The sequence below is a fragment of the Gimesia algae genome (genome assembly GCF_007746795.1).
In the GTDB taxonomy this organism is placed as follows: Bacteria; Planctomycetota; Planctomycetia; order Planctomycetales; family Planctomycetaceae; genus Gimesia; species Gimesia algae.
The window spans coordinates 6954337-6979185 of record NZ_CP036343.1 but is presented as its reverse complement, the minus strand read 5'-3'; the positions used below and the strand labels follow the sequence as shown (position 1 = coordinate 6979185).

Annotated in this window: 21 protein-coding genes and 1 tRNA gene; 13 read left to right on the top strand and 9 right to left on the bottom strand. The window is 49.2% G+C overall.

The features are described 5' to 3' along the window. Positions 1–24 precede the first annotated feature (24 nt). The 3 genes from Pan161_RS26265 to Pan161_RS26255 form a co-directional block, all read right to left on the bottom strand. Complete coding sequence (locus tag Pan161_RS26265; RefSeq protein WP_145231714.1) at positions 25–1560, bottom strand: hypothetical protein; 1536 nt, start codon at positions 1558–1560, stop codon at positions 25–27. Between the two features lie 441 nt (positions 1561–2001). Continuing rightward, positions 2002–2556 (bottom strand): PspA/IM30 family protein, encoded by a 555-nt coding sequence (locus Pan161_RS26260; RefSeq protein ID WP_145231713.1) that lies wholly within the window; start codon positions 2554–2556, stop codon positions 2002–2004. Positions 2557–2683: 127 nt separating this feature from the next. Beyond that, positions 2684–3271: an RNA polymerase sigma factor gene (locus Pan161_RS26255; RefSeq protein WP_145231712.1), complete on the bottom strand. Its 588-nt coding sequence runs from the start codon at positions 3269–3271 to the stop codon at positions 2684–2686. Positions 3272–3510: 239 nt separating this feature from the next. Here Pan161_RS26255 and Pan161_RS26250 point away from each other — a divergent pair, with 239 nt between their 5' ends. Then, on the top strand, positions 3511–4746 hold the full coding sequence (locus Pan161_RS26250) for a lactate racemase domain-containing protein (protein ID WP_145231711.1): 1236 nt from the start codon (positions 3511–3513) through the stop codon (positions 4744–4746). 16 nt (positions 4747–4762) lie between these two features. On the opposite strand, the gene Pan161_RS26245 is transcribed toward Pan161_RS26250, so the two are convergent. Beyond that, positions 4763–5746, bottom strand: coding sequence for a Gfo/Idh/MocA family protein (locus Pan161_RS26245; protein ID WP_145231710.1), 984 nt, complete (start codon positions 5744–5746; stop codon positions 4763–4765). 195 nt (positions 5747–5941) lie between these two features. Between Pan161_RS26245 and Pan161_RS26240 the strand changes: the two genes are divergently transcribed. Beyond that, entirely contained in the window at positions 5942–7339 is a 1398-nt protein-coding gene (locus tag Pan161_RS26240; protein WP_197995542.1) for a sulfatase, read from the top strand. Between the two features lie 33 nt (positions 7340–7372). Then, positions 7373–8008, top strand: a complete 636-nt coding sequence (locus Pan161_RS26235; RefSeq protein ID WP_145231709.1) for a MarC family protein — start codon at positions 7373–7375, stop codon at positions 8006–8008. Between the two features lie 77 nt (positions 8009–8085). On the opposite strand, the gene Pan161_RS26230 is transcribed toward Pan161_RS26235, so the two are convergent. After that, on the bottom strand, positions 8086–8922 hold the full coding sequence (locus Pan161_RS26230; protein ID WP_145231708.1) for an OmpA/MotB family protein: 837 nt from the start codon (positions 8920–8922) through the stop codon (positions 8086–8088). A 486-nt stretch (positions 8923–9408) separates the two neighbouring features. Beyond that, a complete protein-coding gene (locus tag Pan161_RS31305; RefSeq protein ID WP_315851554.1) occupies positions 9409–9981 on the bottom strand; it encodes a type II secretion system protein in 573 nt (190 codons plus the stop codon). 600 nt (positions 9982–10581) lie between these two features. Between Pan161_RS31305 and Pan161_RS26220 the strand changes: the two genes are divergently transcribed. The 7 genes from Pan161_RS26220 to Pan161_RS26190 all read left to right on the top strand — a co-directional run bounded on the left by Pan161_RS26220 (position 10582) and on the right by Pan161_RS26190 (position 18154). Continuing rightward, positions 10582–11706, top strand: a complete 1125-nt coding sequence (locus Pan161_RS26220; protein WP_197995541.1) for an HlyD family secretion protein — start codon at positions 10582–10584, stop codon at positions 11704–11706. A gap of 5 nt (positions 11707–11711) precedes the next feature. Next, positions 11712–13940, top strand: a complete 2229-nt coding sequence (locus Pan161_RS26215; RefSeq protein ID WP_145231705.1) for an ABC transporter permease — start codon at positions 11712–11714, stop codon at positions 13938–13940. Between the two features lie 142 nt (positions 13941–14082). Then, on the top strand, positions 14083–15015 hold the full coding sequence (locus tag Pan161_RS26210) for a fumarylacetoacetate hydrolase family protein (protein WP_145231704.1): 933 nt from the start codon (positions 14083–14085) through the stop codon (positions 15013–15015). Positions 15016–15342: 327 nt separating this feature from the next. Next, a complete protein-coding gene (locus Pan161_RS26205; protein ID WP_145231703.1) occupies positions 15343–15633 on the top strand; it encodes a hypothetical protein in 291 nt (96 codons plus the stop codon). A 489-nt stretch (positions 15634–16122) separates the two neighbouring features. Continuing rightward, the gene (locus tag Pan161_RS26200; protein ID WP_197995540.1) at positions 16123–16524 is read left to right on the top strand and encodes a hypothetical protein; all 402 of its coding nucleotides are present in this window, start codon (positions 16123–16125) and stop codon (positions 16522–16524) included. A 321-nt stretch (positions 16525–16845) separates the two neighbouring features. Next, positions 16846–16919: transfer RNA gene (locus Pan161_RS26195), tRNA-Arg, on the top strand. Positions 16920–17332: 413 nt separating this feature from the next. After that, positions 17333–18154, top strand: coding sequence for a phosphatidylinositol-specific phospholipase C/glycerophosphodiester phosphodiesterase family protein (locus Pan161_RS26190; RefSeq protein WP_145231702.1), 822 nt, complete (start codon positions 17333–17335; stop codon positions 18152–18154). Positions 18155–18210: 56 nt separating this feature from the next. On the opposite strand, the gene Pan161_RS30760 is transcribed toward Pan161_RS26190, so the two are convergent. Then, the gene (locus tag Pan161_RS30760) at positions 18211–18387 is read right to left on the bottom strand and encodes a hypothetical protein (RefSeq protein ID WP_197995539.1); all 177 of its coding nucleotides are present in this window, start codon (positions 18385–18387) and stop codon (positions 18211–18213) included. 157 nt (positions 18388–18544) lie between these two features. On the opposite strand from Pan161_RS30760, the gene Pan161_RS26185 reads away from it, so the two are divergent. From Pan161_RS26185 to Pan161_RS26175, 3 genes are all read left to right on the top strand, one after another. Continuing rightward, a complete protein-coding gene (locus Pan161_RS26185) occupies positions 18545–19003 on the top strand; it encodes a hypothetical protein (protein ID WP_145231701.1) in 459 nt (152 codons plus the stop codon). A gap of 407 nt (positions 19004–19410) precedes the next feature. Further along, the gene (locus tag Pan161_RS26180) at positions 19411–20712 is read left to right on the top strand and encodes an FG-GAP repeat domain-containing protein (RefSeq protein WP_145231700.1); all 1302 of its coding nucleotides are present in this window, start codon (positions 19411–19413) and stop codon (positions 20710–20712) included. Then, complete coding sequence (locus Pan161_RS26175; RefSeq protein ID WP_145231699.1) at positions 20709–22091, top strand: tetratricopeptide repeat protein; 1383 nt, start codon at positions 20709–20711, stop codon at positions 22089–22091. The genes Pan161_RS26180 and Pan161_RS26175 overlap by 4 nt, the downstream gene beginning before the upstream one ends. 313 nt (positions 22092–22404) lie before the next feature. Here the strand turns inward: Pan161_RS26175 and Pan161_RS26170 are convergent, their stop codons facing one another. Further along, positions 22405–23376 (bottom strand): DUF1559 domain-containing protein, encoded by a 972-nt coding sequence (locus tag Pan161_RS26170; protein ID WP_145231698.1) that lies wholly within the window; start codon positions 23374–23376, stop codon positions 22405–22407. Positions 23377–23835: 459 nt separating this feature from the next. Continuing rightward, positions 23836–24816, bottom strand: a complete 981-nt coding sequence (locus Pan161_RS26165) for a DUF1559 domain-containing protein (RefSeq protein ID WP_145231697.1) — start codon at positions 24814–24816, stop codon at positions 23836–23838. Positions 24817–24849 lie beyond the last annotated feature (33 nt).

The window sequence follows — 24849 nt, the reverse complement described above, 5'->3', positions numbered from 1 at the left end:
GGAATGATTGACAGCAGACGTTGTTTAAAACAGTCCGCGGACCATATCCAGCAAGGATGAACTGACAGCAGAAGGATCATCATAATGCCACATTGTGCGGATGAGATCGTACATCATCACGCCGCAGATGCTCATTAACAGTGTTGAGATACCTAATGCCACGAATGTCCCCACTCCCCATTCCGCTTCGGGGGCCGCCATCGCAGCGCCTCGTCCACCTGCAAAGGAAGCAGGAGCGACAAACTCGGCATGGCTTTCACCACTCTGGAAGGAGTCATCGAAATCATCGTCGTCCGCATCATAGATATCGTCGAAGTCATCTTCATCATCGAAGACGTCTGACATGCCATCATCACTGGCAAACTCATCGTCATCAAAAATCGCCGACTCACCTTCATCATCATCTGAATCCAGTATCACAGAGCCTGAAGAACCACCGGTATCGCCGTCTTCATTCAGCATCAGAACGCTGGTGTCGGAATTAGTGTCTTCCAGGTCAAAGCTGCTGTCGGCGAAATCTTCGTCATCGTCCAGCGCTGGAATTTCCATGGTCGCATCTTTTCCTGCGCCGGCAGACACCATGGGAGAAGTTTGATCGGCGTCTTCCACGTCAAATGGTTCGAGTGAGATACCACTGTCTGCAGTGATGGAAATATCACTGCCAGTATCATCATCTTGCAGTGAAAGCCCGCTGGCGTCGTCACCGACGAGGGAAATCCCACTTTCATCAGCCGATTCCAGAGAGATGCCGCTGTCCAGTGGGCCTGCCAGAGAAATACCGCTGTCGGATGCCAATGAGATGCCGCTGTCTTCGGCCAGGGAAAGTCCGCTGTCTTCTGCGAGGATTGATGATTCATCGCTATCGTCAGATACTAAGGCCACATCACTGTCGCTGCCCAGATCAAAGTCTTCACCAATCAGAGCGACATCGCTTTCACTGCCCATCGGGCTGGAGTCGTCAGCGACGAGTTTGACATCACTGTCACTGCCTGTATCCAGATCCAGGATTTCAAAGTCCGGTTCCGAGTCGGTGTTAACCAGTTTGACATCACTGTCGCTGCCCAGGTCAATACTGGAATCTTCAGTCAGGCGCACATCACTGTCAGAATCTTCGCCAACCGCAACCAGTTCCGGCTCACTGTCCAGCTGCAGATCGTCACCATCGTCGACCACGAGTCGTACATCACTATCGGAACTGCTGAGTTCGACTGGTTCATCATCGTCATCGTGCACGCTGCCACGGATTACAGTTGCCTGTTCGCCCACTTCATCTTCATCAATGACACTGTCTGATTCCAGAGTCAGACCATCGTCGTCGAGAATGGCAGAATCGAACAGGTCGTCATCTTCCAGATCTTCATTGTTGAACAGGGGAATCGCAGGATCGGAATCTGCCTGGCGGCTACGTCCTAATTCTTCCACATCTTCCATGCGAAATTTCCAGGCACCTCTATCGGCAAAACCACGAATATCTCCCGCTTCTCGAATGCGGTTCAATTCTTCTTTTTCCATGCCCAGCTCGGCGGCTGCTTCTTCGAGGTTCAGATATTTTTTGGCCATGGTGGCACGACTCCGACATCATTGATGTAAATTAGGAATTGAGGATGTGTGTAAATCATCATCGGACAATTGGCTGGAGAATTTCAGTCATATCAAATCTGAAACCCGTCAGACAAAAGCCTTTGCGAAGAACTTGCGGATTCTTTGAATCGTATCAGCCCTGCCGGAGCCTTCTCCGGAAATTCTGATCCGAACCGGAACTTGGGATCAAGAAGTACTTCCCGATCATCCAGTTATCTATTATTTAATTCTAAATTAGAACTGATCGGTTGCAAGTACCATCTTGTTGAATGATCCATTCTTAAGCAACAATCCGGGCTACAAAGCGTATGTTCACATTGATTGAGGATAAGGTTCCTTAAGACAAATCGATTACACGGGTTATAGCGTATTCTGCTTCACTGCTCGTCAATTTGAGCCAGACAACCTCGGATCCCTCGGCTACTGGCCCAGTTCCCGCTTTAATTCAGCCAGTTCCGAATCGATCTGTTCTGAGCGGGAGAGAGTCATGGGAGATTCAGCATCGGTGGCATGCGGGGGATTTTGTGACGATGTTTCTGAAAGTCCGGCTTGTTCCGTTAATTCCAGCTGCTTGCGTCGAGCTTCTGCTAATCTGGCTTCCAGGGCATGCAGGGTCGTGGTCAAATGCTCGCAGGTTGCGACAGCGGCCTGATGTTGCTGTTCCAGGCCTGCTTTCAGATCTTCCACTTCCTGTTTGCGAACCAGAGAGTTTCGTGCTTCTGTTTCATCACCCAGAGCCAGCGCATTTTTTGCTGCTTCTTTCCACTGGAAAATCTGACGTTCATAATCAGACAGTTCCTGCTGAATCGTCTGTTCATTAGAAGAGGCTGTTTTCACACTGCGATTCGCGCCTGCAATTCCTTCTTTCATCTCAGAAATAATCTGTTCGATCTCCGTTACAGGATCTTCCGCATTATTAAGAAGGTGAGTCAAGTTACAGGTAACAATGTCAGTGAGCCGACTGAAATAGCTCATCCCCTCTACTCCGTACTGTTGCAGGTGTTAGTGAAAAGAAAGCGATTTTGCTGGCCCGCGGGAGTCAACGTAAATCGCTTCGATCGGGTTCAATTCTTTTTGAAATTCTCTCTATTATAACAGTAACTCAATTTTTTTGAGGGCCTGTAACGCCCATCAGTGTTAATTTCTCTCGCAGTTTTTCCCGGGCCAGTCGAAGTCGACTCTTGGCTGTGGCCAGATTCGTTTCCATGACCTCTGCGACTTCATTCAGTGTCAGTTCTGAATAATGATGCAGTGTAAATGTTAAACGTTGATCTTCCGGGATCGTTGCCAGTAGTCCATCGACAATCAACGCCAGTTCTTTGATATTAGCCTTCTCTTCCGGCGAGACGACTTCACAGGCCAGACGATTGAGTGAATCATCTTCATCTGCCTGCTTACCTGTATAGGCTTTAATCAACGCATCGTGTGACTGGCGTCGGATATTATCGATCAGCAGGTTGCGGGCTACCCGATACATCCAGCCCCGGAATCGTCCCTGGGGCAGATAATCCCACGACTGGTTATAAACACGCAGCAATGTTTCTTGAGACAGGTCTTCTGAAAGCTGGGAGTCCCGGGTATTTCTGAAAAAAAAACCAATCAGCGGGCCCTGATATTTTTCAACCAGTTCATCAAACGCGCGCAGCTCGCCACTTTGAATTCGAATCATTAATTGATCGTCTTCTGTCATGGTGACGTTCCTGTAGCGAACCCGGCGAAATCCTTCAAACCGGAATGTAACTTACGTTGCAATCTGCAGTGACTTTCTAATATTGTGATCAGATATCCTGTAGAAATCACCTCTAAACCGCTAACATTCCAGTGTTGGTCCACTTTTAACGGAATTCAACTCTCCAATTCGTAAAAAACACGATTCTCAGTTGAATCAGTACGAAACTAAGTCGAGTCAAGCGGGATGAAACAGCTTCGATGACGGAAACGGTCAAGATAGAATTAAATTATGGCTTTAACGGTACATTTCAATGTGAAATTCCATCCGAGCGGCTGATCTATTATCACCAGGCACCTCCCGGCATCGACAATGTTGCTTCCCGGATGACGCAGGTATTAAACAGTCCCCTGGAATTACCCCCGCTGGATCTGGCGGTTGTACCTGGGGATAAAATCACGATTGCCGTCGATTATCAGGCACCAGTTGCTGCCGAAATCATTAATGCGGTCTGGGACTACTTTTGCGATTGTGGAATCGAAGCCGGTGATGTGACTATTCTGCAGACACGTTCAGAATCGAATGCCCTGCAGGAAAAATTAAAAGCAGCAGTGACCTCCGAACTGCAGGAACACGCATCATGGGTGATCCATGATCCGGACTCCAAAGAAGAAGTCGGCTACCTGGGAACTTCGGCTGGGGGAGAACGAATCTATCTGTCGCGGCATCTGCTCGAAGCGGATTTCATTCTACCAATTGAAAAAGTCGGCTTTGATCCATTAATCGGTTATGCAGGTGGCGGCAGTTCCATCTATCCGGGTCTTTCCTCGCAGGAAGCGATTATCAAGAGCCGCGGACAGTCACATCGCGAACTGACTCCTGCGGAAAGTCGTCCGTTGCGTCAGCTGATTGACGAGATAGGTTGGATGCTGGGGCTGCAGTACAGTCTGCAGGTCATCCCCGCCGGTGGGCAGACCACAGCGGAAATTGTATTTGGCAGCCTCGAAGCAACTTTCAGAAAAGCCAAACAGTTACTGGATGAGTACTGGAAACTGGAGCCGGAATACAAGTCAGAGATGGTAATTATAGCCGTCGAGGATGGCCCCACCGGCCATCAGTGGAATCAACTGGGCAGCGTACTGGAAACCGCCCGTAATCTGGTGACTCAAGATGGACGTATTGTCCTGCTGACACAGATCGACTCCGAGCTGGGTGAAGGGCTGCAGATTTTGTCCCGCTGTCATGAACCGCTGGATGCGATCAAGCCTCTGCGCGATAGTCAGCCGGGAGATCTTCTGGCCGCGACCCAGATGGCATTGACGGGAGACTGGGCGCTGATCTGTCTGCTCAGCAAAGTCAGCAGTGATGAAGTGGAAGACCTGTTTGTTATTCCGCTGGAAGATGAAGCGGAAGTGCAGCGACTGTTGCAGTCAGATGAGACCGTGTCTGTCATCGCCTCCGCGCAATATGCCTACGGCCACTTGAAACAGGGATGATCTACGCACTGACAGATCAGGTGACGGGTAGACTGGCTGACTTTAAGACGGTTTCCTGAACGTCGTAGTCATGTTGATATGAAAAATCGATGTCTTTTTCGCGGCGGATGATCTTCGCCATGTCTGCGACATCATCCTGATAGCGGGTATAGCCTGAAAACGAAATTTCCTGCTGCCCTTTACGATACTTCCCTTTCGCCTGGGAAAGCGTCAGGCGCGCGGACGGCCTGCCAAACGGTTGCAGATGGAAGGTTCCTTCAGATCCACAGACGACGATATGTCGTCGATCAAATCCCTGGACTTCATTGCAACTCGATTTTACCGTTGCCAGAGCCCGGGGGTAACTGAATACCGCCAGCATATTATCCTGGAGAGTGTCATCAATGTCAGAGGCATGCTGTGCAAACGGAGTGACCTGATCGGGACGACCAAGAATTTGTACGACCAGATCAATCACATGGCAGGCCAGTTCAAACATCATGCCTCCCGGTTGTGATTCCAGATTCTTGCGACTGGCGGCATCCATTTTTTTACTGATGACGGTGTGCACTTCAAACGGTTCTCCGAGCCAGCCTTTCTGCAATAGATCGCGCAGAAGAACGACGCCCGGATTATAACGGTACATGTAGCCCATCTGCAGCAGCAGATGCTTCTGAGCCGCCTGATCCAGAATGCGTTTGAAGTGAGGCAGAGATAAGCCCGCGGGTTTATCCAGATGAATATGTTTACCAGCCGCTATACAGGTCTCCGCGGTCGGCAACAGATCCGGGACCAGTGTCTCCACGGCGACTGCCTGCAGTCCGTCGATGTTGAGTAACTGTTCCTGTGTCAGGAATGGCAGGTCTTTATAGATACCTGTTGAAGCAGCATAAGTGCGCAGCGTTTCATCGGGTTCGACCACGCCGACGACTTCGTAGTCTTCCGATTTACGAAACGCCTGCATTTTTCCACCCGCGTGCGGATGCCCCACCCCAATCTGTCCTACTTTGATTTTCTTCACGACAGTCTTCCTCACAGGAGTTTTCAGGTATTCAATATGTTACAGCGGTCTTAGCTCGCAGCCGGCGGGAATTACTTCTGCAGGCAACGGCAGCCATGACAGGGAACCTGCAGATGTTTAGAATAGTCAGCAGTCATTGATCGTAAACAAACCACTCCGGAAAAACCACTCCTTTTCATTCTGGAAGGAAATCCGATGCCTCGTACTCTGGTGGTCGCGCTGTTGTTCTGCTGGCATCTTTCGATGCTGACACAAACCAATGCCGAGAATCAAAGGCTTAATATTGTCCTGTTTTTTATTGACGATCTAGGCTGGCGTGATGTGGGCTTCATGGGCAGCGATTTCTTCGAGACGCCTCACATTGATCGACTGGCGGGCGAATCAATGAAGTTCACCGCCGCGTATTCAGCAGCGCCCAACTGTGCTCCCAGTCGTGCCTGTCTGATGTCAGGTCTCTATACGCCGCGGCATGGTGTCTATACGGTGGGAGACCCTGCCCGTGGCAAGAGCCGATTTCGAAAGCTGATTCCTGCTGAGAATAATACTGTGTTAGATGATCGGTTTACGACGATTGCCGAACGACTTTCGCAGGCAGGTTACCATTGTGCCAGTGTGGGGAAATGGCATCTCGGACAGTCCCCGCTTTCGCAGGGCTTTCAGGTGAATATCGCCGGGAATCCCTCGGGTAGCCCGCGGGGCGGTTATTTCAGTCCGTATAAAAACCCACAGTTGAGCGATGGAGAGCAGGGGGAATACCTGACAGATCGCCTGACCACGGAAGCCTGCCGATTCATTAAAGACAATGTGAAGTCTCCGTTTTTTCTGTATCTGACACACTACGCAGTCCACACTCCTTTACAGGCTAAACAACAGGACTTTGCATATTTTAAATCGAAACCAGCCGGGCAACTGCCTCAGCATGCCACCTATGCAGCGATGATTCGCAGCATGGATCAGAGTATCGGTCGCGTTCTGCAAACTCTGCGGGAACAGCAGCTTGATCAGAACACGATCATTGTTTTTACGTCCGATAATGGCGGATACGGGCCAGCCACCAGCATGCGACCGTTACGCGGATCGAAGGGCATGTTGTATGAAGGGGGGATTCGCGTACCGCTGCTGATTAAGTGGCCCGGCGTGACACAGTCTGGGAGTGCGAGTGATGAACCTGTGATTAATGTCGATCTTTATCCGACCTTTCTGGAAATGACGAACATACCGGTTCTGGAAAGTGAGTTATTAGATGGCGAAAGTCTGGTGCCGCTGCTGAAAGATCCGCAAACTCGACTGGAATCAAGGAGTCTGTTCTGGCACTTCCCCGCCTATCTGCAAAAATACCAGGGCATGCAGCAGCGGTTTCGTACAACGCCCGTTTCTGTGATTCGTCAGGGAGACTGGAAGCTGCTGGAGTTTTTCGAAGACGGACATCAGGAACTCTATAATACGCGGCTCGATATTGGGGAATCAAAGGAGCTGTCTGACAGTCACCCCGATAAAGTACAGGAATTATCGCAGGCCCTTCATCGCTGGCAGAAACACCTTCAGGCAGCGATCCCTACTGAGTTGAATCCAAAGTACAAGCCGGAAGATTGAGAATCAGAATTCAACGGAAAGACGAGATAGAGCATGGAATGGGACGATATTCTCAGAGATTTTGTGTATCTCTGGGCCGTCATTGATCCAATTGGTTCGATTCCGGTATTCATTGCAGTTACCGCCGGTACGAGCAGGATGGTGCAGCGGAAAATTGCGTATCAGGCAATCATCACAGCCGGCCTGGTGCTGCTGCTGTTCATCGTGGGTGGTCAGATCATGCTCGATCTGCTTGAGATTCCACTTGCCGCATTTCAGATTGCAGGGGGGCTTGTCCTGTTTTTGTTTGCTTTAACCATGATTTTTGGTGAAAGCAAACCGGAAGTGGAGATTGAAGAATCGTCGCACATCAATGCCCATCAGAATAAAGCCGTTTTCCCTCTGGCGATTCCTTCGATCGCTTCTCCCGGTGCGATGATGGCTGTGGTGCTGATTACTGATAACCATCGTTTTCACATCGGACAACAGTTGATCTCCACACTGACAATGGTGTCTGTCCTCCTCATCACGCTCGGGTTCCTGTTGCTGGCGGGGCGAATTCAGAAACTGATCGGAGATGCAGGAGCGAGTGTGGTCAGCCGGATTGGAGGGCTGATTCTGGCTTCGGTAGCCGTCGACAGTGTGTTGAGTGGGATCAAAACCTATTTCGAGATCGGACCAAACGGTTGATTTCTCAGGCAGCATTAGCATCCTGAAATGAAAACAGACTCGCTATGAACGAGTCTGTGTTTCTGTGTCGGTTCACTCTAATGCAACAGCGTGGGATTCGGATCCCAGCCGGCGACAACGGCATCAGGTGCGAGAACAAAAATTTCCACACGACGGTTTTTCTGTCGAGCCGAATCGTTCTGATTAGGCACAACCGGCTGGAACATGCTGTAGCCGGCTGCTCCCATGCGAGCCTGATTTACACCGAATTTAGAGAGGGTGAGTACAACGGAGTTCGCCCGGTTCGTTGATAGATGCCAGTTGGTACGGTGCTGACGCTGTGTGCTGGCTTTCGAGATCGGTTTATCGTCTGTGTGTCCCACAACCAGAACATTCAATCGCTTGGCATTTCCGTCATTCATAATCGCGGCAAACTGGTTCAGGATTTCCTGAGCGGCAGGCTTCAGGTTATCACTGCCGGAGGAAAACAGAATGTCTGAGTGAAATTTGCTGACGCCTGTATTTGGATCGAATTCGAAATCGGGATATTTATCAGCCAGTTCCTGAAAACGACGGGTGGCTTCGCCATCCAGGGGGCTGGGTTGGCCTTTGGCTTTTTTCATCAGGCTGACATATCGCTGTTGCATTTCCGAACGCTCGGAGTTCAGATTATCGAGCCGCTTGTTGGCGATGTTCAGATTGGATTCCAGCGATTGAGCACGCATGGCCAGCTGATCCCGTTCGTGCTGCAACGCATTCGCGGACTGCTGAAACTGATCTCGCTGCATGGCCAGTTCCATACTCTGGTCATACAGTTGCTGGGAGCGGTACATACTCTGACGCAACTGGGCGTTCGGTCCACGCTGACAGGCTGACTGTGAAATCGTAAACAAACTAACTGCGGTAAGCAGGCATACCCGTACAAGGATGGGCATCTTGAGTGCTCCTTTATCGATCTCTGAATAGAATCACGTTTTCCGGGAGCGCGATTCCAGAGACCTGAGTTGCAGCGAAGGCATCAGTCAATTTCTGAAAATCCACACACCCTTGAAAAGCCACGCTGATTCAAGGAAAGATGAATGGCATAAAAATCAATTTTGAATGGGATGGTAGGTTTTTTGAGATATGATATGCGGCTGCATATCCTGTTGAGCTTGAGAATGAGTATTGTGAAGTGAGAGAGTTTTACTCATCCAGAAGTCAACAGAGGCGGATTTATAATGCGTCTTCATTTTTCTGCCAAGAGCAACATCACAAAAAAAGATCGCTTTTTAAAAGTTTGAAATATCTACAAAAACAGTTGGAAAAGTGGGATATTGGAACACGGAAAAAGAAAAACAGGTGAAACCTGATAACCGTATCAAGCCCCACCTGTTTTGCTGGAGAGTCATATTAAGTAGTCAGCCGAACCGAAGTTCTGTTCAGTCTTGTGATTCCAGTCGTTTTAAATCGTTCTGTAGCTGTTCGATTGCATCAACCAGATTTCGTCGTGCGACCAGAGAAGCAGTATCCTGGGTCAGGTCAAATTTAAAGTTTTTCAATGCCCGTTTGGTATTCGCAATCTTTGTTTCCCTGGAGAGTTTCTGATTTTTAAAATCGGTATGACGGGTGTGCCCAACGGGGTCGCGACGCGTATTTGTTTCTTCTGTTTCGGCAGATTTCAGGGCGATAGCGACAGTGATATTGGATCCCGCCTCTTCCAACTGAGCAATCTGCTCCAGTTCCTGCTCATTCTGTTTCTGCTGTTTTTTCAGATTGATCGCATACATGTCCAGGATTTCCTGAAGCGAATGCTTATATGTTCCGGAAATTTCTGAAATCACAGGGCCACCCGCGTATTCGTATTCACGGTACACCCAGTAGGGGCCATCTTTCTGACTTGATTTCAGTGAGGCATCCTGGGCCTTCTGGATTTCGGGTAAGAGTAATGCAATCAGTACAGCGATCGTTGCAATCGCTACCATTAGTTCGATTAGTGTGAATCCTCTTCTCATTCCTCTTCTTTTAGATGGTAAGTGGGACACCATCTCTCCTTTTAAAACAGGTTGGCAATATGCTCATCAAACAGGTTCGAGCACATTCTTTGAACGCCCGGAGTTATAAGGGCACTTGTTTAAGAGAATGTTTCTGTTTGATGATTATTGTGAATTACTGAAAAGCGAATCACGTGCCAAACCAGTTCTGTGGATTTGATGACACCTGGTTACAGGGGCTTATCTTGAGTCACAATAACAAGATAAGGCTATTCTGACTAAACCGTATTCACGGTATATTATTTTTTGAATCATCAAACTCCCGCAGCCAGACTGGGGACATGCCTGATTCTTGTGCAATCTGATTCAGCAGAAAACTCGCACATCTCCTTCTGTCTACCGAATCATATGTTGTTCAATTAGCGGTGCAGGCAATCCATTACAGGTTCGGAGCTTCTTTTTCTTCAGTGCGCCGGGAGAGCAGGCAGGGTTACTATAGTCTACCCCCGGATTCGAGTAAGATGCACGCTGATCGATTCAGAAAACATGGCACAGGGACCATTGGAATGTGGCCGCATCCCTGCCTGAGACGATTTGCTTGAGAACCATGAGGTAACCCCCTTGAAGAAAATAGCAGGATTGATTGTTGTCGGTGCAGCTTTGATTGTGGCACTGGTGTTCAGCCAGAAACGTCATATCCCGCTTCGAGTATCTGGTTTCATTGAAGCCGACGATATCAGGCCCGGGTCGCGTGTCGGCGGACGTGTGAAACAGGTGTTGATTGAAGAAGGGCAATCCGTTTCTCAAGGCGACCTGCTGATCGAACTTGAGCCCTACGATTTACTGGAACGACGTGCCGAGGCAATCGCGGGGCTGGCTGAAGTCAAAGCGCAACACGAAGAACTGGTGGCCGGCTTCCGCTCCGAAGAAATCGACGAAGCCGAAGCCAAAGTCGATCAGTTGAAGGCCCGCCTGACACTGCTGATCAATGGACCCCGGCAGCAGGAAATCGACTCAGCCATCGCAGAACTGCATCTGGCAGATTCGGAATATCGACTCGCAAAATCCAAACAGATGCGGGTGGAAACTCTGTTTGGACAGAAATCGGCATCAGCGGATGAGCTGGATACCGCTAATACAGAAATGCAGGTTTCTGCATCAAAAAAAGAAGTCAAGCAGAAAAATCTGGATCTACTGAACGAAGGGACCCGCAAGGAAGAAATTGATGAGGCCAGAGCACTGCTGAAGCAGGCGGAAGCAGCGTTGCAGCTGTTGAAAAACGGAAGTCGCAAAGAAGACATTGAACAGGCGGCCGCCAGTGTCAGAAAAGCGGAAGCGTTCCTGTCGACCATCGAAGATCAGATCAAAGAATTGAAAATTATTGCTCCACTCGATGGAACGATCGAAGCAGTCACTCTGCAGCCCGGTGATCTGGTGGGTAGCAATGTGCCCGTTGTTTCCATCCTGGACTGGAATCAGCTCTGGGTCCGCTGTTATGTGCCGGAAAATCATCTGGACATCAAAGTCGATCAAAAAGTCGATGTCACCATCGACAGCTATCCCGATAAAACGTTCCAAGGTCGCGTCAGCTTTGTGTCCCGCCAGGCTGAGTTTGTGCCCCGCAATGTACAGACTCCGGAAGAACGTTCCAAGCAGGTGTTTCGCATCAAAGTCCGAATCAAAGATAAAGACAAACTGCTCCGTCCCGGGATGGCTGCCGACGTCTGGCTCCATGGGAAGGAATAGATTTCATGACCACAGTCATAGAGATAGATCAGCTTTCGCGAGCATTCGGCTCTTTAAAGGCCGTTGATCAGGTCAGCTTTACAGTTCAGCGCGGAGCCATCTTCGGTTTACTGGGACCCAACGGCAGCGGGAAATCAACAATCATCCGTATGTTGTGTGGCGTGCTTGAGCCGACTGCTGGTTCCGCACAGGTACTGGGTTATGATATTGTACATGACGCAGAATTGATCAAACGACATATTGGTTACATGTCGCAGAGCTTCAGTCTGTACGCTGATTTGAGCGTACGGGAAAATATTGAATTTTATGGACGCATTTATGGACTCAGTCCTGAAAAACTGGATCAGCGCTTTCAGGAAATCATCGAGCTCACCTCGTTGCAGGATCGACTGGATCAGCTGGCCGGGAATCTGTCGGGAGGTTGGAAGCAGCGGCTGGCTCTGGGTTGCGCGCTGATTCACGAACCAGAAGTGGTGTTTCTGGATGAACCGACGGCCGGGATCGACCCGGTCGCCCGACGCGATCTCTGGGACCTGCTCTTCCAACTGGCCGGGCAGGGCGTGACCCTGTTTGTCACCACTCACTATATGGATGAAGCAGAACGCTGCAGTGACGTGGGTTATATTTATAACTCGCGTCTGATCGTCTGTGGTAAACCGGATGAGCTCAAACAATTACCAACCGTGACCCCGGAAGGGACCGCACGCTGGGAAATTGAAACAGTGAATCCCGCCACTTACCTGACTACTTTTCGAACCATGCAAGGCGTCCGGGATGCTACTCTGTTTGGACAGACAATTCATGTGCTCGCAGATCAGAGTCTCTCCGAACACGATTTTGTCAGGCAGGTTTCAGGTGAATCCGCAGCCGTACAGGTCAGGCACATCACACCTTCTCTGGAAGATGTGTTTGTAACCTTAAGCCGGGCAGAAGAACTGAATCATCAGGATGCCAGCTTCCCGACTACTGTGACTCCCAGTCAGCAACCGCTGGAGAGAGAACCTCCGGATCAAATGGAGGAAGAATTACCGCGTGAACAGAAACAATCTGTGAGGCGGCCAGCATCGGCACAGATGAATCCGGGGATCCTGGCCGGGTTCTGGGCGATCCTGATTAAAGAGTTCTCTCATGTCCGCCGCGAACCATCGACATTGCTGTTTGTATTTGCCGTTCCCGTTCTGCAGACCCTGATTTTCGGTTTTGCCATAGATACACAGATTGAAAATATCCCGACGGTAATTTTCAACCTGGATGGCCGCGCCAGTTCCCGTGAACTGCAGGATGGGTTTGCCAATACGCGCACGTTTCGAATTGTAGAACACGTATATAACCATGAAGATTTTCGCAATGCATTCGAGTCGGGACGCGCCAAGGTGGGCGTGACAATTCCTCCCGATTACTCAGACCGTCTCTTAAAAGGGGAGCAGGTATCGGTACAGGTGCTGATTGATGGCAGCGATTCCCAGGTGGCGACAACAGCCCTGAACGCCTCGAATCTGCTGGGATTCAATCTCTCCACCAGCATGACCAGAAGCTTTGCAGAAAATCTGAACGTCGTACCTGCCCGCGATGCCGACGGCCAGCCGGCGCTGCCTGTCGAAATCAGACCACGGTTGCTCTACAACCCGGATCTGGACAGCTCGCATTTCTTTGTTCCCGGCCTGGTGGGAATTATCTTGCAGCTGGTGACTCTGTTTCTGACCTCGTTCGCAATTGTCCGGGAACGGGAGTTGGGAACTCTCGAGCAACTATTTGTAACTCCCGTCAGTAAATCCGGTCTGCTGTTGGGAAAGCTGGCACCTTATGCCCTGATCGGATTCGTTGAAACGCTAATCGTGCTCACTCTGATGGTTTTTTTCTTTGGTGTCCCCATACATGGGAATCTCTGGGAACTAATGCTGTTATCGCTACTGTTCCTGATTTGTGGTCTGGGGCTGGGCATGCTGGTCTCCACGATTGCCCGAACTCAACTGCAAGCCATCCAGTTTGCATTTCTAATTATGCTTCCTTCTGTGCTGCTGTCGGGATTCATGTTCCCTCGATCTCAGATGCCACTCCCTATTTATCTGGTGACATTTATAATTCCGGTGACATACTACTTGGAGATTCTCAGAGGAATCGTGCTGCGTGGTGCGGACCTGACTGACCTGCTGCCTTATGTACTGGGGCTCAGCCTCTGCTGCATCGCCATCATCGGCATCAGTTTAAAGAGATTCCAAAAGCAGCTCTCATAACCGCTGCTGAGAATTGGTCTGTCGCCTGCTTTCCGGTAGGATAGGAGAACGCGTGCCCAACTTGATGGCATCAGGCGAGGCGAAAATCGCTGGGCCGGAAGCTACCTCCCACTTGATCTCACCGTTCAGGAGTCCTAACAGTATGAGACTTTGTCGCTATCAATCTGAAAATCAAATTTCGTGTGGTTTCTACTCGGAAGATACCATTATCCCCTTCAGTGCTGCTGCAGAGCTGGCGGGAGTTCTTCTGGATGAATCAGAGGGGCTGCTGCCATTTCTGCCTGGCGGCGCACAACGGGAATTGATTCTGGCCGTCGAAACCCAGCTCAAACAGTCCATGGATGAAGAACTGTTTCCCCTTTCGATCCAGACCGATGAGGTCCAGTTGCTGGTTCCTGTTCCGGAACCGTCCAAGCTGTTACTGCTGGCCGGAAATTATTCCAAGCATATCGAAGAAGGGGGGGGCAAAGCCGAAGAACGACAGAAAACGTTCCCTTATGTTTTTATGAAACCCCCTTTGACGACACTCACTCATCCGGGACAGCCGGTCAAGATACCGGAAGTCTCTCCAGATTACATTGACTGGGAACTCGAACTCGGAATCGTGATCGGTAAATCCTGCAAAGGAGTTTCTGAAGTGGAAGCGCTGGACTATGTCGCCGGCTATACCGTGATTAACGATATCTCTGATCGGAAATTTCGACCCAATCCCGGACGCACATTGCGAGAGAAAGATACCTTCTTTGACTGGCAGCATGGTAAATGGCACGACACATTTTGTCCGATGGGGCCCTGTGTCACACCAGCGGATGACATTCCGGACCCGCAAACACTTAAGATGAAATTGTCAGTCAATGGGAATGTCGAACAGGATGCTTCCACAGCAGAGATGATTTTCCCGGTCGCGGCGATCATCGAATTTATTTCCAGTTTTGTACAACTCGAACCCGGGGATGTGATTTCAACGGGAACCCCCAGTGGTGTCGGTGCCTCGAAGAATAAGTTCCTCAAAAATGGTGATGTGATGAAAGCAGAGATTGATCAGATTGGTGTATTAACCAATCCGGTTGCTTGAAGCCAAACGAATAAATATATACTGATGATCTGATTGTTCAGATTTGAAAAGTGTGGTCGTTGAACGACTTTATTGTTCTCTTTCCGACCACACTTTTTTCGTTTCTACCACAAATCAAGTCTGCATAAATTTGCAGATCAAAATAATTAATACTCTAAACTCTGCACATTCATGCGGTTTAAGTTCATTAATCTCAAATTCCCTACGATTGGCACACCTGTTGCATCTTTCCTGAAGTAAGAAACGAAAATTGAAATATCGTCAGTTGCCGGATTGATTCAACCGGGGATCAATCCGGCAGCAGGTTCTTATCAAGGAGACAAGACCATGAAACGTGCACTCACAATTGCCACGCTGGCATGTAGTGTCTTATTTATAGGCGCCATTGAATCATCAGAAGCCAGACCACCAGCCTGGAAACGGGCGCGAAACCATTATCGCCATTTTGAACGTGATTATAATCGCGGACGGCGAAATTACAGACACAGTTACAACAGATACCGAAATAACTACCGACACTATAACCGCAGATACAATCGGGGTTACAACAACTACTACTATCGCGGCTACAGGGGAGGGTACTATTCACCCGGGTTTGGTTTCTACTATGGATTCTGATCCCTGGTTTTTTAATAAATCCGCCACGATCAGGAATTAGCTGATCTTGTCGGGCCGGTTCCTCTCAGCAGGTTCACGCAGGCAAATACTCACAAGTCTCTTATTCTTATGGTTCGGCCCGACCATTTGAGTGAGAGACTTGTTTTTTTATTGAATTCTTACCGGCAGATCCTGCCAGAAAATAAGATTTTACTGATATCAGATTGATCTCAACTGCCGCGATTCTGAGACAGTTTTCAAAGGCTTACCAGAAATGTAAAAAACGCAACACCGGTTAACTCTATTAAATTTAAGAGGTTAAGGTCTCATAATTACAAATAACTGATTCTGGCATGCTTATAGCGATTCTTTTAGTTAAGGCAGACGGAGAAACAGATGATGAATGATGGAATCTCAACCGTACTGCATTCGAGTGACAGAGAATAAGAGAGGACGCTTACTAAATTCTGCTGCACTCATTTATGGTTCATTTTTCCAAGGAGCGAAACAATGCGAAACACATCAGCTACGGTTGACCAGGCTCAATCAACTCCAACCAAAAAGCGAAGAGGTCTCAGGCTGGCAGTCTGTATGGGAATGGTTCTGGGGGGAGCCCTTTTAATCATGCCAACCCAACAGGCAGATGCCGGTTATGGCTGCTCTTCAGGTTACGGCTATGGGAGTGGCTACGGCGGCTACGGTTACAGCCGCGGGTACTCTTATCCTTCCTATGGTTCCGGCGGATTTTATTACAGTAGTCCTTCCTTCGGGATTGGGATTTACAGCGGTGGGTCCAGATACAATTACGGACGAGGCGGCTACTATGGTAGAAATCGAAGCGGTTATCGTAGCGGATACCGAGGACATGGCGGACATCGTGGCGGTCACCATGGACATCATGGTCATCACTAATCCCAGATGATCCCTCAAAGGGAGGAATCTCGCGAGAAGATCGCATGAATAAGTGGTCTTCCAGGCTCTGTTTTTACAAACAGGGCCTTTTTTTATAGATGCGTTGAACCAAAGTTCAGATTTCGTTGTCGAATATTGCAGTACCTGAAAAGATCAGCAACCGTTGATGAAAGTGTGTCTCTAAGCGTCATAATCACTGTTTTCGACAGGTTGAGAAGCGAAATTCTGGTCAGCAGCTCGTAAAAAGATTCAAATCCAGCTTGCGAAAGACTTTAAAAGGGAGAACCCCCTCGCTAAAATACGCTTTCCCATCCGGGACAGGCACCCCTAGCTCAATTGGATAGAGCATCGGTTTACGAAACCGAAGGTTGCAGGTTCGAACCCTGCGGGGTGTACTTCGTTTCTCACGCTGAGAAAACCACTTACAACCCAAAGGCCTTCGTCCCCCCGACGAAGGCCTTTGGCATTCCCCCCTTATTTTAAGATCTTCCTGATTCGGATCTACGAATGCGTAGAAAAACGTGTGTCAGCTTGAAGCAAAACCTTGACCATTTTCTTAGTCGGTTCAAAAGCTCATTCAAACTGAGCTGATTCAGGAGATCGCCGCTCGTTAAGAATTGATGAATCCAGTGGGAATGACTGGATAATCATTTCACAGACTACTAGCCTGTACCTTGGTTTGAGTCTCATGTGCTCCGAAATTACCGGGGCGTCGGAGGGCTGGCTCTGGCATGACATACTCTCAAAGGTTGATCCCTGTAGGCTTGTGGCCGGGATGTGGTTTCTGTGTGAATAACGGGATTGGTGAATGTATCACTTGAAGTTCTTTTCTACCATTTTGCTGGTTGTGGTCAGCCATACTTCGGTTGGTCTGACACAAAGCTTCCAGCAGACACCTCTCTATCGAGCGCATGCCCATAATGATTACAAACAGAGCCGACCACTACAGGACGCGTTGAAAAATCGCTTCTGGTCTGTAGAAGCGGATGTTTTTCTCGTCGATGGGGAATTACTCGTTGGCCATAGTCGTGATGAGTTATCAAAAGATCGTACGCTTCGCAAGTTATATCTCGATCCGTTGAAGCAATACTTCCAGGTTCAAAAACGGGAGCCTGACGAGAAGTCTCCGCCCTTCACTTTGCTGATCGACATCAAAACCGATGGAGAAGCCGTTTATCAGGTTTTGCGGAATCAACTGCGGGAATATGAGGAACTTCTCACTTCCTGTCAGGATGGGAAAACAGTTCGTCACCCGGTGCAGGTCGTGATCTCGGGAGATCGGCCCATCGAAATGATCGAAGCTGATAACCCGCGTTATGCAGGGATTGATGGTCGTCTGAGTGATCTGGATTCCGATAAACCGTCACAACTGATGCCACTGATCAGCGACCGCTGGACGTCACATTTTCAATATCGTGGCAAGGGAAAGATGACTGAGGCAGAGCGCAAAAAACTCAGGGAGATTGTCAGGCAGGCACATGCGGCAGGGCGGCGCATTCGATTCTGGGCGACACCCGAATCTGAAGAACTCTGGAAGGAACTCGTTGATGCGCGAGTCGATCATATCAATACCGACCAGCTTGAAAAGCTGCGTGATTTTCTGATACCGCAAATACAGGACAGTCCTTAAACGTCTCAATGTGAAAAACCAAATCAGGTCTGATGAATGGCGGAGGCTTTCTGTTCTCAATCTCCCTGCTGGCCAGGCAGGAATTTGCAGGTATGAGCAAATTTCTGCAGACTCAAATCGTAATGGAAGAGAGCGGCGTTAAACATGTTGTTCCTGGGAACAGAAATATCCCCTCGCGTTGAATGTGATGTAACCGATTCTGTTTTCATCATTTCCGCCAGGTTGAAGTTCATCAAAAAAGTTCCTGCCTGTGGCGACAGGTTAAACTCCTGTGTCAGATCCAGGTAAATTCACCTCGCTTTTCAAAGCCGGTATGACGTTTGCTTCTTAAGATAATCATCGCGGTCAGGAATGATCATACAATACCTTGAATGAAAGAAAGGTGTTCACATGAATGCGCTCAGTTTAAAAGTATTGACCGTTGCAGCAGTGTTGGGAATCAGCCCCCTCGCCTTATCGGCACAGATACAGGCTGACACTTCTGGTGCACAAGTAGATGCAGCCAGCAAGATGTTGCCCGATCAGTCCGTAGCCCAGATCGATCCCGTCGTACGTGCAGGAACAGCGCATCTGAATATTGATGATGCTACCCGCGCACAGTATCGTTACCACAATGGATCCTGGTGGTTTTTGACCAAACAGGGACAGTGGCTGGTCGAACACAATGGGACCTGGAAACCCTTTGATCCGATGAACTTCAACAACTCGGAACCAAGCATGTCCTACTCGAACAGCGATTACAATGGAACCCAGTACATCGGAGCTGGTTCTCATGCTCACGGCCACCATGATTTCTCCGGAATTCATTATGGTCACTGGGGAACCGGATTCAGTAGAGGACACAATTAATAACAGGATGCCATTGGCGGAGCAATTGGTTAAATAATGTAGCGGGCACTACCGCGAACCGGATCAGCAAACGCTGGTCAGGTTTGCATCGTGATAAAGGCAGATCAGCGCGTTTTGTTGCTGATCTGTCTTTTTTGTTGCGCGGGGCGGTTTCTTTGCGACTCAGCCTGCGCGAGCTCCGAACTGGAAAGGGGAGTGGTGTTCACACCTTACGCCGCATCAAAATTCAGAGACTGAAGTAATCCATTGGTTAGAATTCAACTGTTTTTTCTCTTACCACCGCTGTTTTTGGCGTAGTAAGTGAATGGCGATGCCTTTGTCTGGTTTATATGATTGGAACATCAAGGTATCCCTGCTTTTGTGTAATCGACTCTGGTTTCACTCACTGCAAGCTATAATGGATTTATATGTCATCGAAAGCCCGCGCGCTCATTCTGGTCGTCCTGATTATCGCCATTCCGATTGTCACCTGGCTGGTGATTCCAACGTTACCTTCGTTGGGACAACCCGCGGAAATCTTTTCGGGAGGAACCACCTATCCTGCTTCTCCCGTGAAATTTGAGCGGGCGACGGTCGGCTCCCCACCGGTGGGGTTACCCCTGATCACGAACGTGCAGATTCTGGATTTCGATGGCGATGGTGAGAACGAAATCGTCGGCTGCGATGCCGGGCGGGGTATTATTTCACTGTTTAAAAAGGATGGTCCCGCCTCCTGGCGGGAAGAAGTTCTGCTCACGGATCTGGCTGCACCCGCCCATGCAACCGTGGTCGATATCGATGACGACGGCGATCAGGATATCATCGTTTCGATTCTCGGTAATCTCATGCCCGACGATCGCGTGATCGGGCGCGTGGAGCTCTACGAACGTGAGGGAGACGGTTATAAAAAGCACGTGATCCTGAATGATGTCCGACGTGTGGCTGATGTGCAGCCTGGTGACTTCGACGGTGATGGCGATCTGGATCTGGCAGTTGCGGTGTTTGGCTATAGCCGCGGTTCTGTATTGTGGCTGGAGAATCGAGGAGAACTGCAGTTCCGCGATCATGAACTTTTGAATGCCCCTGGTACCATCCATGTGCCCGTCGCCGATTACGACGGTGATGGCGATCTGGACATCGCAGCAATTGTGACACAGGATGAAGAAGAACTGTGGGGGTTTGAAAACCTCGGAAAGGGTGAGTTCAAAAAAAGGCGACTCTGGTTTACCGTCAATCTCGATCTGGGAGGCGCGGGGCTGATCCACGCTGACCTTGATCAGGACGGGGATCAAGATCTGATTCTGCCTGCGGGAGATAACCTGGAAGATCTTGACGCTTACCCACAACCATATCATGGCTGCCTGTGGTTCGAGAATAAAGGCAACTGGGAATTTGAGTCACATCGTATTTCTGATCTGGGTGGAACTTACGCTGCCGATACAGGGGACATCGATGGAGACGGAGATTTAGATGTGGTGCTGGTGAGCATGACCAATGACTGGTATGACCCGGAAACGGCCAGTGTGGTCTGGCTGGAAAACGACGGGAAACAGAATTTTAAAACCTGGCAGATTGATAGTGATCCCATTCATCTTGTCACTGTCGCCACAGGTGATCTCAATGGAGATGGTCGAGAAGATCTTGTCGCGGGAGGGCTGAATTTACGGAAGCCTTTCGCAAGGATCGGTCGGATTGATGCCTGGTTGAATCTGCAGGAGGACAAGCCATGATTCAGCTGATTCGACTCTTGCTAATACTACTGGTAGCGGAGCTGGGATATTGTGGATATCTGATCGCGGAACGACTGGCCCGCCCGATACCCGTACTGCCTGAGGCTAAATATATCGACCCTCTACTGATGGCTGATTACCGGGAACTGGCAGCGGAAGCGGAATCCGGTTCCAGCCGAGAGTGGATCCGACTCGGACAGGCTTTTCTGGGGCAGGGCTTTTATGGATATGCGGAGAATTGTTTTCGACAGGCGGCCAGGATCGATCCTGATGATGCGCTGGCTCAGGCCAGTTATGCATTTTGTCTGGAACGCACGGGACGTATGCAGGTCAGTACCCGCGAATATGAAAAGCTGGAAGCCTACTCAGCTAAGACAGACACTCCCTTTGCCAGTCCCCGTCATTATCTGTATGCCATTGGCAGGAATTACCTGCGGGAAGAAAATGTAGAGAAAGCAGAGGAGATATTTCGTAAAAATAACGGCTTCCCGCCAGCAGATTATCAACTGGCAAAGTTACTCGTCCGGTCAGGACGTGCTGAGGAAGCACTGCCTTATATTGAACGGAATCTGGCAGCAACGCCCTATTCACTGATCTTCAACCAGTTACAGGCACAAGCATTGGAATCGCTGGGGCGCCTGGCAGAGGCAAAGCAGGCAGAGGATCGCCTGGAACGTGCGATGTACCAGATCCCGTTAAATTTTAATACCGACTTTTTGACACCTTACAGCAAACGACATGGCATTCAAAAAGAGGTGGAAGCCTATAATCAGCTACTGGAACGCAATGATATGGATCACCTCGCGAAAAAACTGGACGAGGTACTGGAGTTGATGAGCGAACGCCGTATTCCACAGTATAAAGCAACCCTGATCAGTATGCTCGAAGTCGAATTCCAGAGAAAGAATCCGGAACGGATGCTGAAACTGATACAGAAATTAAAGGAGTTTGGGGTCGAAAATGCAGAGACACTGCAGTTCGAAGCCGGTGCTTACCTGCTTTCAGGAGATATGGAGAAAGCAGTTCCTCTATTGCAGAGAGTGTTGGAGATGTCACCTACGATTGAAGTGCATCAGACTCTGGCAGATTATTACGATCAACAGAAGAATACGGAAAAACGCGACTACCACCAGGCGAAAATAGCGCTGTTGTTTGCCATGATCAATTTTAGGAATAATCAACTGAAACCCGCGGAGGAGGCCATTGTCCGGTCGGTGGAACTGAATCCTCTGGATCCCCAGACATGGTTTTATTATGCAGAAATCAAGCGTGTGCTCGGTGATCAGGCGTCTGCGAAAGAAGCTTATCAGAAGTGTCTCAAGCTCAATCCGAATCACGGACGGGCCAGTAGAGAACTCGCATTGTTGAATCAATCATAAACTGCTCCAGACTGTGTTCAGTTTTACTGTAGCGTCTCCAGGGCTGTTTGGCCCGAGTATATTAGATTGAGAGACGCTATGGTTAAGTGTGACGTGCTGTCGTTGCAGCAACATGGTCTCAATTGGCCTGAGTCCACGAAGGGAATCAAATCGAAAAAGGCGGCTCATCAACAATTTGATGCGCCGCCTGATTTCGTTGAATCAATAGAAACCTGTTCTATTAGACTGTGCCCAGTTTTACTTTAGTATCTTCAGAGACATTTGAACTGAGTCTCATAGTATGAGAGACACTATGGTAAAATGTGATGCGCCCTTAGAATTCCCCTACTACTTCGCCGCCATTGCGGGTGACGAGTTTATGGTAGGTGGTGTTGGATCCGCCACTACTCATGTTTTCGCTGACAAAACGGACGCGTCCGTCTGTAAACAGCATATGCACTCCGCCAACATGTGAACTGGATGCACACCAGTCATCGCCCCAGCTTGCCGAAGTGCCATTGATCAGATAAGTGGAGTTGCCACCTCCGAAGTTGGTCACATCATAATGCAGAACACCAGGATGCCAGGTTGAAGTGGATGAGGTATAACGGGGACCGATCCACAATCCACCCTGCCAGTTACAGGCTGTCCCGCCACAGTTTGTGGAGTTGGAACCATCATTTTGTGTGGTACGCTCGGAAACCAGGACCGTATTGCTGGTACCATCTGTAATATCACGAATTTTTGTAGCGGAGTTGCCATACAGAATTCCGTTGCTGGTAGTAGCTGCTGCCGTACCGTGACTGCCAAGGTAGTTCGATTTTCCAAAGCTGCTTTTGTCGGTATTTACGCCGCCCATCGGGTCTGAGGGACAGATGTAGGCTGGCAGAACCGTTTTTGCCAGATCGGAAGCGCTGACACTCCAATGCTCCCCGAACTGGTTGGTCTGGGAAGACAATTGATTGTAGAGCGGCGCCTGATCCATGAAAGGCAGAATGAATCCACCCCAGCCCAGACCGTTATTGTTCGCACTGGGATCTGCTGTTTTTGCGCTTGTGAAATCGAGCTCATTATCAATAAAGCCGGGAGGGAATACACGGTGTGTCTCATGATAATTATGCAGCGCGAGACCGATTTGTTTCAGGTTGTTTTTGCACGTGCTGCGACGGGCCGCTTCACGAGCCTGCTGCACTGCCGGCAGGAGCAACGCAATTAAAATAGCAATGATGGCGATAACCACCAGTAGTTCAATCAGCGTGAAACCACGCTGCCAAATCACGCGGAATCCGAATGGTAGACGTTTCATGATCTGTACCTTCTATGAAATAAATAAAGATAAAATGTGATCAATAGATTGTGTCTGAAATGACAGGATTTGCTTCGCAGTCAGAAATATGGGAAGAGACTCCCAAGGAAATCAGCATCACTGAAAAGAATGACCGGCGGGCCAGTAGGTTCCTCTAATCACCTGAAGCATCCAGGTTCAATTTTAGAGAATTCAGAGGCAGAACTTCCAGTGAACAACGTCGTTCACAAATCAACTTCGTGGATATTACACTGGTATATCTGGTTGAACACGAATAATCCGATGTGAAAACTTCGTTTCTACTGGACTGGTCTGGGTGGACACTTTCCTGGGTCGGGAAAGGTGCATAATTATAAAGAAAGCTAAGTAAGATGTGGTTTATGAAGAAAGCCCGATCACTGCTGAAAGTGGCGATCGGGCTTCGTTGTGATTTAAATGATTCGTTGGTAACGATCAGTATTAAAATTCGCCAATGATTTCCTTTTTGTTAGGTGTTACCAAGGCCTTATAGGTGGCCAGGTTGATGTTCTCTGACAGGAAGCGAACACTACCATCGCCGAGAACGATATGGATTCCACCTTCATGGCTGCTGGAAGCAATCCAGGAACTACCCCAGGTCGCAGCTGAACCATTAATGTTGTAGGTAGTACTAGAACCGCCGCTGTTGCCAACATCCAGTGAAGACAAACCCGGGTGCCATGCGACAGTACTGCCCGACAGACGAGGCCCAATCCAAAGTCCACCGCTCCAGCTACAGGGAGAACCGCCACAGTTTGTAGAAGTACTGCCATCATTTTCGGTAGTGCGTTCGACGATGAAAATCGTATTGGTCAATCCATCGGTGATGGTCTTCATTCTGGTGGGAGAATTCACATACATCACGCCGTCTCTAGCGTTGGCACCGGTGGCTGAACTGGCAATGTAATTGGATTTTCCAAAGCTGTTCATGTCCGTATTAATACCTTCCATCGGGTCGGTGGGACAGATGAATGCGGGCAGTATGGTTTTTGCTGCTGCGATGGCATCTGCAACACTTCCTGTACCATCGTGATTAGAATCCTGCCAGTTGTAGGCAAAACTGCCTGTCTGTGTTCCGATCAGATTGTATAAAGGAGCTTGATCCATGAAGGGCAAAACCATCGTTCCCCAGCCCAGACCATTCAGGTTGTCCGGTGCCAGATGTGATGTATTTGTGGCAGGGGTATTATCGATGTAAGCTGGCGGGAAAATACGATGTGTTTCATGATAGTTATGTAACGCCAGTCCAATCTGCTTCATGTTGTTTTTACATGTGCTGCGACGGGCTGCCTCACGCGCCTGTTGTACTGCTGGCAAGAGTAATGCAATCAGGATCGCAATGATGGCGATTACAACCAGAAGTTCGATCAATGTAAAACCGAACTTAAAAAATGATGTGCCTTTTCGTTCAACTTGTCTCATCAGTATCGTTTCCTCCAGAATAAGAAATATGAA